14 protein-coding genes and 1 riboswitch are annotated in these 16,331 nt (G+C 68.3%); of the genes, 7 read left to right on the plus strand and 7 right to left on the minus strand.

Annotated features, from left to right (window positions below; all coding sequences use genetic code 11):
* The first annotated feature begins 17 nt into the window (after positions 1-17).
* Together QN239_RS25630 and QN239_RS25635 are read left to right on the plus strand one after the other, a co-directional pair.
* Positions 18-1,055 carry an SMP-30/gluconolactonase/LRE family protein gene (locus QN239_RS25630; RefSeq protein ID WP_499014649.1) on the plus strand — a complete coding sequence of 346 codons (1,038 nt, stop codon included), beginning with the start codon at positions 18-20 and terminating at the stop codon, positions 1,053-1,055.
* Positions 1,056-1,135: 80 nt separating this feature from the next.
* Complete coding sequence (locus QN239_RS25635; protein WP_499014651.1) at positions 1,136-2,368, plus strand: D-alanyl-D-alanine carboxypeptidase family protein; 1,233 nt, start codon at positions 1,136-1,138, stop codon at positions 2,366-2,368.
* Here the strand turns inward: QN239_RS25635 and QN239_RS25640 are convergent.
* The 3 genes from QN239_RS25640 to trpS are packed head-to-tail and all read right to left on the minus strand — an operon-like array spanning position 2,359 to position 5,253.
* Positions 2,359-3,183: a nitronate monooxygenase gene (locus tag QN239_RS25640; RefSeq protein WP_499016968.1), complete on the minus strand. Its 825-nt coding sequence runs from the start codon at positions 3,181-3,183 to the stop codon at positions 2,359-2,361. The genes QN239_RS25635 and QN239_RS25640 overlap by 10 nt on opposite strands.
* Positions 3,180-4,208: an inner membrane protein YhjD gene (gene yhjD, locus QN239_RS25645; RefSeq protein WP_499014653.1), complete on the minus strand. Its 1,029-nt coding sequence runs from the start codon at positions 4,206-4,208 to the stop codon at positions 3,180-3,182. Before yhjD ends, QN239_RS25640 begins: the two co-directional genes overlap by 4 nt.
* Positions 4,209-4,227: 19 nt before the next feature.
* On the minus strand, positions 4,228-5,253 hold the full coding sequence (trpS, locus tag QN239_RS25650) for a tryptophan--tRNA ligase (protein ID WP_499014654.1): 1,026 nt from the start codon (positions 5,251-5,253) through the stop codon (positions 4,228-4,230).
* Positions 5,254-5,332: 79 nt separating this feature from the next.
* Here trpS and QN239_RS25655 point away from each other — a divergent pair, with 79 nt between their 5' ends.
* A complete protein-coding gene (locus QN239_RS25655) occupies positions 5,333-6,385 on the plus strand; it encodes a lipase family alpha/beta hydrolase (RefSeq protein WP_499014656.1) in 1,053 nt (350 codons plus the stop codon).
* Here the strand turns inward: QN239_RS25655 and QN239_RS25660 are convergent.
* Positions 6,378-7,175 (minus strand): exodeoxyribonuclease III, encoded by a 798-nt coding sequence (locus tag QN239_RS25660; RefSeq protein WP_499014658.1) that lies wholly within the window; start codon positions 7,173-7,175, stop codon positions 6,378-6,380. The genes QN239_RS25655 and QN239_RS25660 overlap by 8 nt on opposite strands.
* A 112-nt stretch (positions 7,176-7,287) precedes the next feature.
* Here QN239_RS25660 and ephH point away from each other — a divergent pair, with 112 nt between their 5' ends.
* Entirely contained in the window at positions 7,288-8,127 is an 840-nt protein-coding gene (ephH, locus tag QN239_RS25665) for an epoxide hydrolase EphH (protein WP_187098512.1), read from the plus strand.
* Between the two features lie 9 nt (positions 8,128-8,136).
* Here ephH and QN239_RS25670 read toward each other — a convergent pair whose 3' ends face one another.
* Positions 8,137-10,374, minus strand: coding sequence for an NADP-dependent isocitrate dehydrogenase (locus tag QN239_RS25670; RefSeq protein ID WP_499014660.1), 2,238 nt, complete (start codon positions 10,372-10,374; stop codon positions 8,137-8,139).
* 330 nt (positions 10,375-10,704) lie between these two features.
* Positions 10,705-10,836: riboswitch (SAM riboswitch) on the plus strand.
* A gap of 157 nt (positions 10,837-10,993) precedes the next feature.
* Here QN239_RS25670 and QN239_RS25675 point away from each other — a divergent pair.
* From QN239_RS25675 to QN239_RS25685, 3 genes are read left to right on the plus strand one after another with little or no spacing between them, the layout of a single operon-like run.
* Positions 10,994-12,346 (plus strand): bifunctional o-acetylhomoserine/o-acetylserine sulfhydrylase, encoded by a 1,353-nt coding sequence (locus QN239_RS25675; RefSeq protein ID WP_499014662.1) that lies wholly within the window; start codon positions 10,994-10,996, stop codon positions 12,344-12,346.
* Positions 12,343-13,467: a homoserine O-acetyltransferase MetX gene (metX, locus tag QN239_RS25680; RefSeq protein WP_499014663.1), complete on the plus strand. Its 1,125-nt coding sequence runs from the start codon at positions 12,343-12,345 to the stop codon at positions 13,465-13,467. Before QN239_RS25675 ends, metX begins: the two co-directional genes overlap by 4 nt.
* Positions 13,464-14,195, plus strand: a complete 732-nt coding sequence (locus tag QN239_RS25685; protein ID WP_187098508.1) for a class I SAM-dependent methyltransferase — start codon at positions 13,464-13,466, stop codon at positions 14,193-14,195. The genes metX and QN239_RS25685 overlap by 4 nt, the downstream gene beginning before the upstream one ends.
* On the opposite strand, the gene QN239_RS25690 is transcribed toward QN239_RS25685, so the two are convergent.
* Complete coding sequence (locus QN239_RS25690) at positions 14,159-15,703, minus strand: FAD-dependent monooxygenase (RefSeq protein WP_499014665.1); 1,545 nt, start codon at positions 15,701-15,703, stop codon at positions 14,159-14,161. The genes QN239_RS25685 and QN239_RS25690 overlap by 37 nt on opposite strands.
* Complete coding sequence (locus QN239_RS25695) at positions 15,696-16,316, minus strand: TetR/AcrR family transcriptional regulator (protein WP_499014667.1); 621 nt, start codon at positions 16,314-16,316, stop codon at positions 15,696-15,698. Before QN239_RS25695 ends, QN239_RS25690 begins: the two co-directional genes overlap by 8 nt.
* Between the last annotated feature and the right edge of the window lie 15 nt (positions 16,317-16,331).

Genomic DNA, 16,331 nt, shown 5'->3' on the forward strand with positions numbered 1-16,331 from the left:
GGACTACCGTCGGTGAGGTGTCGGCCGCTGTCGAGAAACCCGCCATCCATCCCGTCCGCTGGCAGCCGCCGCCGGTGGACCCGCTGCCCGACTACCCGCTCCCCGAGCTCACCCTCGTGCCGGTACCCGGACCCGGACCCGAGGATGTGGTGACCGATGCTCAGGGCAGGCTGTGGACCGGTCTGGTCGACGGCCGCATCGTGCGCCTGGATCCCGACGGGGCCGCCACCGTCGTCGCCGACACCGGCGGGCGGCCACTGGGCATGCACGTCGCCCGCGACGGCCGGATCCTGGTCTGCGACAGCCACCGCGGGCTGCTGGCCTTGGACCCCGGCACCGGCGAGCTGACCACGCTCACCCGGACGGTCCCAGCCGATGGCGTCGGCTCCGCAGGCTCCGCGCCGCGCGGCCGACCTCTGCGGTTCTGTTCCAACGTCACCGAAACAGACGACGGCACAATCTATTTCACCGAGTCCACCAGCGACTACCACTACGAGTGGTTCAGGGCCGCGATCATGGACGCGCGCGGCACCGGCGGCCTGTACCGGCTGAACAACGACGGCACCGTCGACACCCTGGCCGGCGGACTCTATTTCGCCAACGGCCTCACGGTCACCGCCGACGGTTCGGCGCTGGTGTTCGCCGAGACGCAGGCCCGCAGACTGTCGAAGTACTGGCTGACCGGTCCGCAGTCGGGCACCGTCACCCCGCTGGCACAGCACCTGCCAGGCATGCCGGACAACATCTGCACCGGCGCCGACGGCCGGATCTGGGTGGCGCTGGTCTGCCCGGTCAACAAGCCCGCCGATTGGCTGGCCGCCCGGCCGCCGGTGCTGCGCAGGGTGGTGTGGAAACTGCCCGCGGCCCTTCAGCCCCAGATGCCCTCGGAAGTGTGGGCGGTGGCCTTCGACCCGGACTCGGGCACCCCGGTGGCCGGCATCCACGGTCGCCACCCGCGCTTCGGTCAGGTCACCGGATTGATCGAGCGGGACGGCCGGCTGTGGTTGAGCACCATCGGCTCGGCTGCGCTCGCGCATTGCGCCCTGCCGAAGTAGTCACCTTTGTAACTTAAACCCCACCAGTCACAGCGCGGCTCCTCGAGATCGGCGCCGTCGTCACCTAATCTGCTGACACGATGGCGACCACGAAAACCCCGCTCCACCGCGCTGCAGCCCTGGCTGCAGCGCTTTTCCTGGCCGTCGGACCGGCCCTGGCACACGCCGAGCCCGGCCCGCCCGATCCCTGCCCATTCCGGGTGACGACCCCACCCGCCGTGGACTCATCCGAGGTGCCCAAGGCGGGCGACCCGCCCGCCCCGCTGCCCGTGCCCGCCACCCCGCTGGGCGGGGACGCCATGGGCAACTGCGGAGTCGTCGTGGCACCCGACACCCCGCCCCTGCCCAACGACATCTCGGCCGAGGCCTGGGTGGTCGCCGATCTCGATACCGGCGATGTCATCGCCGCCAAGGACCCGCACGGCCGGCACCGGCCCGCCAGCATCATCAAGGTGCTGATCGCGATGCAGGCGATCAACGAGCTCCCACTGAACCGTCAGGTCGTCGGTACCTCCGACGACGCGGCCGCCGAGGGCACCCGGGTCGGCGTCGACGAGGGCGGGCGATACAGCGTCAACGACCTGCTGCACGGCCTGCTGATGCATTCCGGCAACGACGCCGCGCACGCGCTGGCAGTGCAGGTCGGCGGCATGGACACCGCCCTGCAGAAGATCAACACGCTGGCCAACAAGCTCGGCGGCCGGGACACCCGCGCCGCCACACCGTCGGGCCTGGACGGACCGGGTATGAGCACCTCGGCCTACGACATCGCCCTGTTCTACCGCTACGCCTGGCAGAACGACACCTTCGCACGCGTCGTGGCCACCGAGAAGTACCCGTTCCCCGGGCACCCGGCCCGCCCGGGCGAGGACCACGACCATCCCGGTTACGACCTGGAGAACGACGTCAAACTGCTCTACAACTACCCGGGCGCCCTCGGCGGCAAGACCGGCTACACCGACGACGCCGGCCAGACCTTCGTCGGAGCCGCCAACCGGGACGGCCGCCGCCTGGTCGCGGTGCTGTTGCGCGGCACCCGCGAACCCATCGCGCCCTGGGAGCAGGCCGCGCACCTTCTCGACTACGGCTTCGCCACGGCACCGGGCACCAAGGTCGGCAAGCTGATCGAGCCCGATCCCTCCCTGCTGGCCAAGGCCAAGCAGGACACGCCGGATCCCACCGCCGTGGCGGCCACCGCGCTACCGCCCGTCGACGCCGTGCCGGTGCGGGTGGGTGTCGGTCTGGTCGGCGCGATCATCGTCTTCGCGCTGATCATGGCCGCCCGGTCGATGAACCGCCGGCCTCAGGCCTGACCCGCCAGCCGGGCCACCACCTCCGCCGCCCCGAGTTCCTCCCGCAGCTCGCCGACGCCCTGACCGGCGTTGACCGCCGAACCGCGCAGCACGCGCTCGGGAATGGCTGCCGGCCAACGATATCCGGCGGCGATATCGAATTCCCGGGTGAGTTCGGTCTCAGCGCCCGCCAGCAGTTCGACACGGGCCCGCGGCGGCGTCAGCGCCTCGTGGCACACCGTGAAAGCCGTCCCCACCCACACCCCGGCCGCCCCGGCGGCCAGTGCGGCGGACACCGCGGCGGCCGAGCCGATACCCCCGGCGGCCAGCACCGGGACATCGACGGCGTCGAGGACGTCGGCGAGTACCACCCGAGTCGCCGACACCGGTTCGCCGTGGCCCCCACCCTCGGCGCCGCGGGCCACCAGGACATCCACGCCGGCGGCCACCGCGCGCTCGGCGGCGCCCCGATGCGCCACTTGGGCGCACACCGGGATACCCGCGGCGTGCGCGTCGGCCACCCAGGACCAGTCATCTCCGAAACTCACCGCGAGCAGCGTGGGCCGCGCCGCCACCGCGATCTCGAACAGCTCGGGCTGCTCGGACATCACCCAGTGCACCAGCCCGATACCGAACGGGCCGCCGTGGTCGCCCAGTTCGGCAAGCTCCCGGCGCAACGCACCCGGGGTGGCCGCGCTGCCCATGCCGATCATCCCCAACCCGCCGGCTCTCGACACCGCGGCGGCCAACCGCCCGCCGGCCGCGCCGCCCATCGGGGCGTTCACGATCGGCACCGCGATCCCCATGGCCTCGCACCATGCCTGGGCCGGTGTCATCGCGAGCGGCGGCGCCATCGCGAAAGGCCGAACGCCCCGATCGCTCCCGCCGCGAACGCGGCCACCGCACCGCGGACTCCGACTCCCTCGCGCACCTGCACGCGAGGGGCAATCGCCGCCGGACCGGGCGGCACTACGGGCACCAGCAACATGCTCTCCGCCGATGTCGCCGCCCACGCGGTGGCGAACAGAATGAGCCGGGCGGTCACGTAGGCGAACACCATCAGGCCGAGCACCGGACCGAAGGTGGCGCCGGCCGGGCCGTGCATGACCGAGCCCAGATAGAGCGACCCGACCTGTTTGAAGATCTCGAACCCCACCGCAGCCAGCAGCCCGCCCTGCACCGAGCCGCCGAAGGCGACCGGCTCACGCGGCAGCCGGGCGATCATCCAGGTGAACAGCAGCCAGGACACCAGCGCCGAGAGCAACCAGGACACCGCGCCGAGCAGCCGGCCCAGCGTCGTGATGTCGTGCAGCCCCACCCAATCCAGCACCCGCGTCATCACCGACTTGTTGGCCAGCGCGGTCAGCGCGATGGTGAGCACCATGGCGACGAACACCGAAAGCAGAGCCGCCAGATCCGACAGCTTGGTGCGCAGGAATCCGTCTTTCTCGGTGCGCTGCTCCCACATCTGACTGAGCGCCTCGCGCAGGTTCGACATCCAGCCCAAGCCGGCCCAGGCGGCGGTGGCCAGGCCGATGACACCCACCGTGCCGCGGGAGGAGATCGCCGAGTCCATCAGCTGCACCAGTTGGGTGCCGAGGTCACCCGACACCGTCTCCTTGATCCGCAGTTCGATATCGGCCATCAACTGTGGCCGGCTGGCCAGCACGAAGCCGGCGGCCGCGAAGCCCACCATCAACAACGGAAACAGCGCGAACACCGTGAAGTAGGTGACACCCGCGGCGTAGAAATCGCCCTTGCGGTCGTCGTAGCGTTCCTGGGCCCGCATGATGCGGTCGAACCACGGGAACCGGGTACGCAGTCGGTCCAGCACACCCGGTTTGTCGTCCGGCTCAGCCATGGCGGTTTCTCCCCGGGTGTCAGCGCGTGGGCGGCAGGAAGCCCACCCTGTCATATACCCGCCGCAGCGTCTTTTCAGCGACCTCGCCGGCGCGCTCGGCGCCGGCGGCGAGCACCGCCTGGAGCTCGGCCGGATCGGCCAGCAGGTCGTCGACCCGGTTCTTGATCGGGGTGACGAATTCGACTACGGCATCCGCTGTTTCGGACTTCAGGTCGCCGTAGCCGCGCCCCGCATAGCCCTCGACGAGCTTGTCGACGTCGGTACCGGTCACCGCGGACTGGATGGTCAGCAGGTTGGACACACCCGGCTTGTTCTCCGGATCGAACCGGATCTCGCGCTCACTGTCGGTGACCGCCGAGCGGATCTTCTTGGCGGTCTTCTTCGGATCGTCGAGCAGGCTGATCAACCCGGCATCGGTGGACGCCGACTTGCTCATCTTCGCGGTCGGGTCCTGCAGGTCATAGATCTTGGCGGTGGCCTTGGGGATCATCGCCTCCGGCACCACGAAGGTGCCGGGGAACCGGCCGTTGACCCGCGCGGCGACATCGCGCGCGAGCTCCAGATGCTGACGCTGATCCTCCCCCACCGGCACCACGGCCGTGTCGTAGAGCAACACGTCGGCGGCCATCAACACCGGGTAGGTGAACAGACCGACGGTGGTCGAGTCGGCGCCCTGCTTCTGCGACTTGTCCTTGAACTGCGTCATCCGGGAGGCCTGGCCGAATCCGGTGAAACACCCCAACACCCACGCGAGTTCGGCGTGCGCGGGCACGTGACTCTGCACGAACACCGTCGCCTTGGCGGGATCCACCCCGAGGGCCAGATACTGCGCCGCGGTGGCCAGCGTGCGCGTGCGCAGCACCTCGGGATCCTGCGCGACGGTGAGGGCGTGCAGGTTCACGACACAGAAGTAGGCGTCGTAGTCGTGCTGCAGGCTCACCCACTGGTTGACCGCCCCGAGCGCGTTACCGAGGTGCAGGGAGTCCGATGTGGGCTGCGCGCCGGAGAAGACGACCTGGCGAGCGGAGCTGCTGTAATCACTCATGATGTGTTGATTTTGTCATGCGCGGATTTCGGGCCGCACCGACTACTATTTGCGCCACCGTCAATTACTTGGGAGGGTCGTGTACCGCTTCTTGGTCGGACTGTTGGTCTTCGCCGTCGCCACCGCGTTCAGTATCGGAATCACCCACGCCGCACCGCGATCCGCGGGCCGCGCCGTCGTCATCGTGTCCGGCGGCGACGCCACGAGTCCGTTCACCACGCCCGACCAGGCCTGTGCGTCGGGACTGGCGGCCGGAAACACCGATACCGAACTGCGCCACTACCTGCTCGGGCAGGGCTACACCGTGTTCACCTCGCCGGCGATGGCCGGTCGCGGCCCCGTCGTCGACCAGGGCGGTTTCGGCGCCTTCGGGGACTGCCCGATCACGCTCCCGGAGAACATGACCGTCAACTCGACCGCCAGCATCGACACCGCCGGTGAGCATCTGGCCCGATTCTTCGGCCACCTGCACGACCACTACGGCGTCGACGAGATCGACATCGTCGGCCACTCGATGGGCGGGCTGTATTCCCGGTCGGCCATCCGGGTCCTGCAGAGCCTGGGATCACCCATCCGGATCCGGTCGCTGACGACCCTCGGGACCCCGTGGCAGGGGTCCTATCTGTCCGATTACGCCAACGGGATCACCCCGAGGTCGGACTGCCTCGGGGACACCTTCTGCGAGACCGCCATGGACAATATGAAGGCCGAGGTGGAACGGCTGATGGCCGGTTCGGGACGCGAGGTCAACCAGGCCTACCTGATGGGCCCCGACGGCTGGAACGACTACCAGGCCGGGGTGCTGGACAAGATCCCGGTGACGCTGATCGGCGGCAACCGCTTCGCCGCACCGGCGGGCGCGGGTCCGGTGAATCCCACCGTGTGGCCCAACGACGGCCTCGTCGCGCTGTCGAGTGCGCTGGCCACCGATATCAGCAACCGGGTACTGCCGCACCGGCGCTGCCTCACCTTCGACGACACCCACAGCATCTTCGTGTCCGATCTCGCCGGGCTGCCCTGGCAGACGGGACTCACCTGGGATCCACGGGTTCTGGATGCGGTGCGCGCGGCCATCGACGGCGCCGACAGTGCGCTGAGCGCACCCGGCGACCCGCACTGCCCGGTCAGCTGAATTCGACCGTCACCGGCGCGTGATCCGACCACCGCAGCGCATACAGCTCGGCACGCTCGACATGGGCGGACACCGCCCGTTCGGCCAGCCGCGGATCGGCCAGGTGATAGTCGATGCGCCAGCCGGCGTCGTTGTCGAAAGCCTTACCGCGCCATGACCACCAGCTGTAGGGACCGGCGATGTCGGGGTGCAGCCTGCGCACCACGTCGACCCACCCGGTGGCCATCAGCTCGGTCAGCCACCGCCGTTCGCTGGGCAGGAAGCCGGCTTTCTTGACGTTGGCCTTCCAGGCCTTGATGTCGTTCTCGGTGTGGGCGATGTTCCAGTCACCGCACAGCACGGTGTCGCGGTTGCCGCCCAGAAGTTCCGCCATCCGGGCCTCGATGGTGGCCATGAACCGTTCCTTCTCCAGCTGCCGGTCGGTCTCGGCCTCCCCGGTGGGCAGGTAGACGCTGGCGACGGTGGCGCCCTCGGTGTCCACCTCGATATAGCGGCCGTGCGCGGCGAACTCCTCGGACTGCAGCACTCGCACGCCGGTGAACGGGGTCCGCGACAGGACGGCAACACCGTTGCGGCCCTTGACATGCGGCTCCGCCGAGGCCAGATGCCAGCCGTCTGCCAGGGCCGACGCCAGCGCGTCGCGCAGCTGCTCGTCGTCGGCGCGGGTCTCCTGCAGACAGACGATGTCGGCGCGGGATTCCTTCAACCAGGGCAGCAGACCGAGGTTCGCACTGGATCGTTGCTTGACGGCCGCGCGGATGCCGTTGACGTTGACGGTGGTGACGATCACGCCAGCACCCTAGTGGAGGCCACCGACAGCCGTGCCCCTCCCCCGCAGCCGGGCGGCCCCCGCACCCCCAGAATCTTGCGGTACCGCCGGTATCACCTTAGGGTCGGGCGCTATGACCGAACGCACACCGATCCACCTCGGATCGGGTGAGCCCATTCTGATGCTGCACCCGTTCCTGTGCTCCCAGAACGTCTGGCGGACGGTGGCCACCCGACTCGCCGACACCGGCCGTTTCGAGGTGCTGGCGCCCACCATGGTCGGCCACCGTGGCGGTCGCCGCGCACAGAGCTGGCTGCTCGACACCGTCGCCCTGGTCGACGATATCGAGCGGCGCATGGACGAAATCGGCTGGCGCACCGCGCATATCGTCGGCAACTCACTGGGCGGCTGGGTGGCCTTCGAACTGGAGCGCCGGGGCCGGTCACGCACCCTGACCGCGATCGCCCCGGCCGGCGGGTGGAGTCAGCATTCGCCCAGCAAGTACGAGACGGTGCTGAAATTCATCCTCGGCGGGCCGGCCCTGCTCGCCGCGCGCCTACTCGGCCCTCGCATCCTGGAGCTGCCGTTCGTCCAGCGGATCGCCACCCTGCCCGTCAGCGGGCCCGCCGACGGGCCCAGCCGTCCCGATATGGTCGCGCTCCTCGAGGACGCCACGCACTGCACGGCGTACTTCCAGCTGCTGCTCAAGACCCTGCGGCTGCCCGGCCTGCTGGAGTTGGCCGATGTCGGCGTGCCGACGCACCTGGTGCTGTGCGAGAAGGACCGGGTCTTCCCGACACCGCGTGGGCACCGCTATTTCCTCGACAATCTGCCCCGCGACACCCGCGTGACCAGACTGCCGGGCTACGGCCACATCCCGATGCTCGAAGCGCCCGGCCACGTCACCGAGCTGATCGCCGACTTCGTCGACGCCCACACCGAACCCGAGCGCGCGGCGCCGCCGGCGGGCTGACCGGCAGCCTCAGCTCTTGACGGCCTCCAAGGCGGCGTTGAACGTCTTGCTCGGACGCATCACGGCCGCCGTCTTCTCCGGATCCGGGAAGTAGTACCCGCCGATGTCGGCGTGCCCACCCTGGACCTCGTTGAGCTCGGTGACGATGGCGTCCTCGCTGTCGGCCAGGGACTTGGCCAGCGGAGCGAAATGCGCGGCCAGTTCGGCGTCCTCGGTCTGGTCAGCCAGCGCCTGCGCCCAGAACAGCGCAAGGTAGAACTGGCTGCCCCGGTTGTCCAACTCGCCGGCCTTGCGGGACGGATTCTTGTTCTCGTCCAACAGCTTTCCGACGGCACTGTCCAGCGTGTCGGCCAGCACCTTGGCCTTGGCGTTGCCGGTCTTGTTGCCCAGATCCTCCAGGCTGGCACCGATCGCGAGGAACTCGCCGAGCGAATCCCAGCGCAGGTGATTCTCTTCGACCAGCTGGCTGACGTGCTTGGGCGCCGAACCACCGGCACCGGTCTCGTACAGTCCGCCGCCGGCCATCAGCGGCACCACCGACAGCATCTTGGCGCTGGTGCCCAGCTCCAGGATCGGGAACAGGTCGGTCAGGTAGTCGCGCAGGATGTTGCCCGTCGCGGCGATGGTGTCGAGCCCGCGGATGACCCGCTCCAGGGTGTACCGCATGGCCCAGACCTGCGGCAGGATCGTGATGTCGAGGCCCTCGGTGTCCTCGTCCTTGAGGTAGGCCTTGACCTTCTTACGCAGTTCGTTCTCGTGCGGACGTTCGTCGTCCAGCCAGAACACCGTGGTCATACCGGACAGCCGGGCCCGGTTGACGGCCAGCTTGACCCAGTCCCGGATGGCGGCGTCCTTGACGACCGGCATCCGCCAGATGTCACCCTTTTCGACGTTCTGCGAGAGCAGAACCTCGCCGGTCTCGATATCGACGATGTCGGCGACGCCGTCCTCGGAGATCTCGAAAGTCTTGTCGTGGCTGCCGTATTCCTCGGCCTGCTGTGCCATCAGGCCCACGTTGGGGACAGTGCCCATGGTGGTCGGATCGAACTGTCCGTTGGTCTTACAGAAGTTGATCATCTCCTGGTACATCCGGGAGAAGGTCGACTCCGGGTTGACGGCCTTGGTGTCCTTGGTGCGCCCGTCTGCGCCGTACATCTTGCCGCCGAGGCGGATCATCGCGGGCATCGAGGCGTCCACGATCACGTCGGACGGCGAGTGGAAGTTCGAGATGCCCTTGGCCGAGTCGACCATCGCGAGCTCCGGCCGGTGCTCGTGGCAGCGATGCAGATCCTCGATGATCTCCTCACGCTGCGACGCCGGCAGTGACTCGATCTTGCTGTAGAGGTCGGAAAGACCGTTGTTGACGTTGACGCCCAGCTCGTCGAACAGCGCCTGATGCTTGGCGAAGGCGTCCTTGTAGAAGATCTTCACCGCGTACCCGAAGACGATGGGGTGGCTGACCTTCATCATGGTGGCCTTGACGTGCAGCGAGAACATCACGCCCGTCTTGTAGGCGTCCTCGATCTGCTCCTCGTAGAAGTCGCACAGCGCCTTCTTGCTCATGAACATGCTGTCGATGATGTCGCCGGCGTCGAGCTTGACCTCGGGCTTGAGCACGACGGTGGCACCGCTCTTCGTGGTGAGGACCATCTTGACGTTGCGCGCCTTGTCCAGCGTCAGCGATTTCTCGCCGTGGTAGAAGTCGCCGTGCTTCATGGTCGCGACGTGGGTCCGGGAGGCCTGCGACCACGCGCCCATGCTGTGGGGGTGCTTGCGGGCGTACTCCTTGACCGCCTTGGGGGCGCGGCGATCGGAGTTTCCCTCGCGCAGCACCGGGTTCACCGCGCTGCCCAGGATCTTGGAGTAGCGGTCCTTGAGCGCCTTTTCTTCGTCGGTCTTCGGGTCGCCCGGGTAATCCGGCAGGGCGTAGCCCTTGCCCTGCAATTCCTTGATCGCGGCCATCAGCTGCGGCACCGAGGCGCTGATGTTCGGCAGCTTGATGATGTTCGCGTTGGGATCCTGGGTCAGCTCGCCGAGGGCGGCCAGGTTGTCGGGCACCTTCTGTTCGTCGGTGAGGTAGTCACCGAACTCGGCCAGGATGCGCGCCGCCACGGAGATGTCGCTCGTCGCCACGTCGATACCGGCGGCGTCGGCGAAGGTGCGGATCACCGGAAGGAAACCGTAGGTGGCAAGAAGCGGCGCTTCGTCGGTCAGCGTGTAGATGATTGTCGGCTGCTGGGCGCTCATGGTTGTTCTTCCGGCCTCACTGTCTGTATCAGATATACGGCGTGCGACACGGACCCCAAAAGCGACGTGCCCCTTGGTGTTGGGCGCCTTTTCCTTTGGCGTGTCACTGTTCTTCTGGGACCTTCCAGGTTCTGGCAGGTCTCGACGGCAACACTACAAGGGGCCAGGCAGCCATGAGGGGCCAACCTTGGCTACTGGCCAGTAGCTTGTGGCCGGGCCGAAGGTGGGGTGTTTGCCCCATGTGCGCGGGCCGGCCCTGCGACACGCTTACCACACCCCGTCGACAAACCCGGTGGCCGACGCCCGAGGTGGTGAGTTAGGCTTTGTATCGGTCATGAGTGCCAGCATCAAGCCCCGGCTTGCTGGCCGGCAACCCTCCAACCGCGGTGGGGTGCTCCGGGTGAAGACCAGGTTGAGCAGTCGTCGGGATGTTTCCGAACGACCGCAAGGCAAGCGCGGGTCCGTTCTATCGGGCCCCTGAGGTAGGGAGACCTGATGGAGGTAAACCATGTGCTGTTGTCCGTGAATCCAGTCGGTAAGCCCCTCGCGGGTTACCGCCGTCTTCCATGACGTCACCCACCGGACACCCCTTCCACTCTTTCGCACAGGAGAACCGCTCATGACCGAACTCGAGATCAACCCCGAAGACATCACCGCCACCTGGTCGTTCGAGACCAAGCAGGTGCACGCCGGCCAGTCGCCCGATGCCGCCACCAACGCACGTGCGCTGCCGATCTACCAGACCACGTCCTACACCTTCGACAGCACCGACCACGCCGCCGCGCTGTTCGGGCTTGCCGAGCCCGGCAACATCTACACCCGGATCGGCAACCCGACCACCGACGTCATCGAGCAGCGGGTGGCAGCGCTGGAAGGCGGCGTCGCGGCGCTGTTCCTGTCCTCCGGGCAGGCAGCCGAGACCTTCGCCATCCTGAATCTCGCCGGCGCGGGAGATCACGTCGTGTCCTCCCCCAGGCTCTACGGCGGCACGTACAACCTCTTCCACTACACGCTGCCCAAGCTGGGCATCGAAGTCAGCTTCGTGGCCGATCCGGACGATCTGGAGTCCTGGCGGGCGGCCGTGCGGCCGAACACCAAGGCCTTCTTCGCCGAGACCATCTCCAACCCCCAGATCGATGTGCTCGACATTCCCGGCGTCTCCGCGGTGGCGCATGACAACGGTGTGCCCCTGATCGTCGACAACACCATCGCCACCCCCTATCTGATCCAGCCCATCGCGCACGGCGCCGACATCGTCGTGCACTCGGCCACCAAGTACCTGGGCGGACACGGTTCGGCGATCGCCGGCGTCATCGTCGACGGAGGCACGTTCGACTGGACCCAGGGTCGCCATCCCGGTTTCACCGAACCGGACCCGAGCTACCACGGTGTCGTGTTCGCCGACCTCGGCGCGCCCGCCTACGCCCTCAAGGCCCGGGTACAGCTGCTGCGCGATCTGGGCAGCGCGCTGTCGCCCTTCAACGCGTTCCTCATCGCGCAGGGATTGGAAACGCTGAGCCTGCGCGTTGAACGGCATGTGTCCAACGCCGTGCAGGTGGCCGAGTTCCTCGCCGGGCATCCCGATGTGACGTCGGTGAACTATGCGGGGCTGCCCACCTCACCCTGGTACGACCTGGGCCGCAAGATCGCCCCCAAGGGCACCGGCGCGGTGCTGGCATTCGAGCTGGCCGGCGAGGGTCCGGCGGGCGTTGAAAAAGGAAAGGCCTTCGTCGACGCGTTGACGCTGCACAGCCACGTCGCCAATATCGGCGATGTGCGTTCACTGGTCATCCACCCCGCGTCGACCACGCACCAGCAGCTGACCCCGCAGGAGCAGCTGACCACCGGGGTCACCCCCGGCCTGGTGCGGCTGGCGGTCGGTATCGAGGGCATCGACGACATCCTGGCCGATCTGGAACGGGGTTTCGCCGCGGCCCGGAAGGCCGGCGCGCAGACGGCGGCGGCAGTGTGACCGTGTCAGACACCCGCCCCGTCGTGTCCCTGCCGGCCGAAGGCGAAACCGGTCTCGTCGATATCGGTTCGCTGACGCTGGAGAACGGCGCGGTGCTCAATGACGTGACCATCGCGGTGCAACGCTGGGGCGAACTGTCCCCCGAGCGCGACAACGTCGTGATGGTGCTGCATGCGCTCACCGGAGACTCGCATGTCACCGGTCCGGCGGGCCCGGGCCACCCCACGCCGGGTTGGTGGGACGGGGTGGCCGGCTCGGGCGCCCCGATCGACACCGACCGGTGGTGTGCGATCTCGACCAACGTGCTCGGTGGCTGCCGCGGGTCCACCGGCCCCAGCTCGCTGGCCCGTGACGGCAAGCCGTGGGGTTCGCGCTTCCCCGCCATCACGATCCGCGATCAGGTGAACGCCGATCTGGCCGCACTGGCCGCACTGGGTATCACCCGGGTGGCGGCGGTGATCGGCGGCTCGATGGGCGGAGCCCGTGCGCTGGAGTGGATCATCGGTCACCCCGACACGGTCCGCACTGCACTGGTGCTGGCCGTCGGGGCGCGCGCCACCGCCGACCAGATCGGCACGCAGAGCAGCCAGGTCGCGGCCATCAAGGCCGATCCCGACTGGCAGGGCGGTGACTACCACGGCACCGGACGGGCCCCCACCGCCGGACTGGAGATCGCGCGGCGGTTCGCTCATCTGACGTATCGCGGTGAGGCCGAACTGGATTCGCGATTCGGCAACGATACGCAGGGCGACCTCCAAGGTGACGATGACGCCCGCTTCGCGATCCAGAGCTATCTGGAATACCAGGGCGAGAAGCTGGTGGCGCGGTTCGATGCGGGCACCTATGTGGCGCTGTCGGATGCGCTGTCCAGCCACGACGTCGGCCGCGGTCGCGGCGGGGTGCCCGCGGCGCTGGAGTCCTGTCAGGTGCCGGTGATCGTCGGCGGGATCACCTCCGATCGGCTGTATCCCATTCGCCTGCAACAGGAACTGGCCGACCTGCTGCCCGGCTGTGCCGGGCTCAACGTCGTCGATTCGATCTACGGCCATGACGGATTCCTGGTCGAGACGGACTCGGTGGGTGCCCTCATCCGGCAGACACTGAAGCTCGCGGCGCAATGACCGATTCCACGCGCAGCCGGTCACTGTCGTTCGGGGAGGAAGCCGCGGCGTACGAACGCGGCCGGCCGTCATATCCGCCGGAGGCCATCGACTGGTTGCTGCCGCCGGGCGCACACACGGTGCTCGACCTCGGCGCCGGTACCGGCAAGCTGACCGTCCGGCTCGCCGAGCGGGGGCTCGACGTAATCGCCGTCGACCCGATCCAGGAGATGCTGGAGGTGCTCAGCGCGTCGTTGCCGGACACTCCCGCCCTGCTGGGGACGGCCGAGGAGATCCCGCTGCCCGATGACAGTGTGGATTCGGTGCTGGTGGCCCAGGCCTGGCACTGGTTCGATGCCGATCGTGCGGTGCGTGAGATCGCCCGGGTGCTTCGTCCCGGCGGGCGGCTGGGCCTGGTGTGGAACACCCGCGACGAACGGATGGGCTGGGTGAAGGATCTGGGTCGGATCATCGGCCACGAGGATCACGCCCTGGAGCAGAAGGTGAGTCTGCCCGAGCCGTTCGCGGTGATCGAGCGCGCGCAGTTCGAGTGGACGAGCTACCTGACCCCGCAGGCCCTGATCGACCTGGTGGCCTCGCGTAGTTACTGCATCACCTCACCGGCCGAGGTGCGTACCCGGACCCTGGACCAGGTCCGCGAGCTGCTGAAAACCCATCCCGCGCTGGTCAATACGTCCGGCCTGGCGCTGCCCTACGTGACGGTGGGCATCCGGGCGACGCTGGGCTGACCACACCAGCGGGCGAGCGCGGCGCGCAGACCCGAGACGGCCGGCGCGTTGACGCTGTCGGCAGCCCAGGCGACGTAACCGTCGGGCCGGATGAGCAGCGCCGCGGGAGCGTGCCGGCAGGCTCCGGTCACCACATTCACCCGGTCCGGGAATCCCGCCACATCGAGCGCCCCACCGGACAGGTCCAGTACGACCGGCCGGGCCTCATGCAGCAGATCGGCGACACGGCGGCCGTCGTCGAGGGTCAGATCGGGCACCAGTCGGCCGGCCAACGGGTGGTCCCCGATCTCACTCTGGCCGATGTCGTAGCGCACATCGGAGCCGGCCAGCAGGTGCGCGAGGTGCCCGGCCACCTCCGGTTTGGCGGCCAGTTCACCGAAAAGCGTGCGTAGCGCGCCGACTTCGGGTCCGGGTGCCGCGAGCGCCAGTTGCGCCATCGAGTGCATCATGACCCGCTCCCCCACCGGGTGGCGCTCGCTCTGGTACGTGTCGAGCAGGCCGTCAGCGGCCCTTCCGGCAATGACATCGGCCAGCTTCCACCCGAGGTTGACGGCATCCTGCAGGCCCAGGTTCAGGCCGGGGCCACCCATCGGCGAGTGCACGTGCGCGGCATCGCCGAGCAGCAGCACCCGCCCGACGCGGTAACGCTGCGCCTGGCGGGAGTTGATCCCGTCGAGGCGCCGAAGTGCATGTGCGCCCGGCTTTCTCGGGGGCTGGACCGGGACGTCCACGCCGAGGATCCGCCGCAGGCTGTCCCGCAACTCGTCCAGCGAGATCGGCCCTTCCTGGCTTCCGACCGTCCAGCCGTACTCGATGGTGCCGATCATCGGCCGGTCCGGCTCCAGCGGGAAGACCACGATCGAGCCGTTCTCGAATCTGCTGTTACCGAAGGGCAGCAGACCGAAACCGGGCAGTTCGTACCCGCGGCCGGGGACCAAGAGCTCGTCGGGAAGATACACATGAGCGATCCGGCTGACGATGTCCGAGGTGTGCCCGACAAAGCCGATGCCGAGATTCTTGCGCACCATGCTGCGGCCACCATCGGCACCCACCAGATACTCGGCGACCAGTTCGTCGGTCCGGTCGCCCGCGCGCACCGCCACGTGTACGGCGTGCTCGTCGGTCCGGAAATCCACCACCTCATGACCCCACCGGATGTCCACCCCGAGATCGCGGGCCCGTCGTTCCAGCAGGCGCACCAATCGGGGCTGCGGCAACAGCAGCGCGTACATCGGATTGTCCGCCAACCCCAGAAACCCCAACGAGATCCCGGCGAACATCCAGCCGTAGGCAGGCTTCGGCGGTCCGTCGTCGCCACCGAACAGGTGAAAGAGCCCGCGCATGTCGAGTTGCCGGATCACCTGTCCGACAAGGCCGTTGGCCTTCGGCTCAGCGCTCGGCCCCGGCAGCATGTCCAGCACCACCGGCTGGATGCCGGCCAGCGCGAGTTCGCAGGCCAGCATCAGCCCGTTCGGGCCGGCACCGGCGATCACCACCTGCTCAGTCATGGTTTCCTTCCGGGTGTGTCAGACCGCCCGCGACGGCGGCGAACCCCTGCCGGAGCAACTCCGGGAAGGCCACCGGCGGATCGGCTTTGGCGTAGGCGTCGGCTGCGGCGTCGCCGACCGCATGCACCACGCCGGCCACCAACCGCGGATACATGTCGTGGTCCGGATCGGTGCCGGTGCGCTCGGCGATCACCGTGATCCACTCCTCGATGAGCGCCCTGCCCACGACGCCGCGAATCTCCGGACTCATCAACAGTTTCCGGACCTCGACGAGTTCGGCTCGGGTGGGCACTCCGTTTTCGGGGCCCGCCGCGGCGAAGTCCTCGTCGATCGGGATGAGGATCGACTCGGTGATCGCCGTCCACAGCGGCTCGCCGGCCGGGCGCTTTCGCAGCTCGGCGATGCTGCGCCGGACCCGTTCGGTCTGACGGTAGGCCAGGGCCTCGTATTTGCCGGTGAAGTAGTTGTTGAAGGTCCGCAGTGACACCCCTGCCACCCGGGCGATGTCCTCGCGCGTGACGTTCTCCAGGCCGTGCCGAAACGTCAGTTCGAGGGCGGCATCGCTGAGCGCCCTGCGGGTGTCGGCCTTCTTGCGTTCTCGCAGCCCCGTCATGACGACCACGTTAGG

Origin of the sequence: Mycolicibacterium sp. Y3 (assembly GCF_051188035.1) — a bacterium.
GTDB lineage: Bacteria > Actinomycetota > Actinomycetes > Mycobacteriales > Mycobacteriaceae > Mycobacterium > Mycobacterium fluoranthenivorans.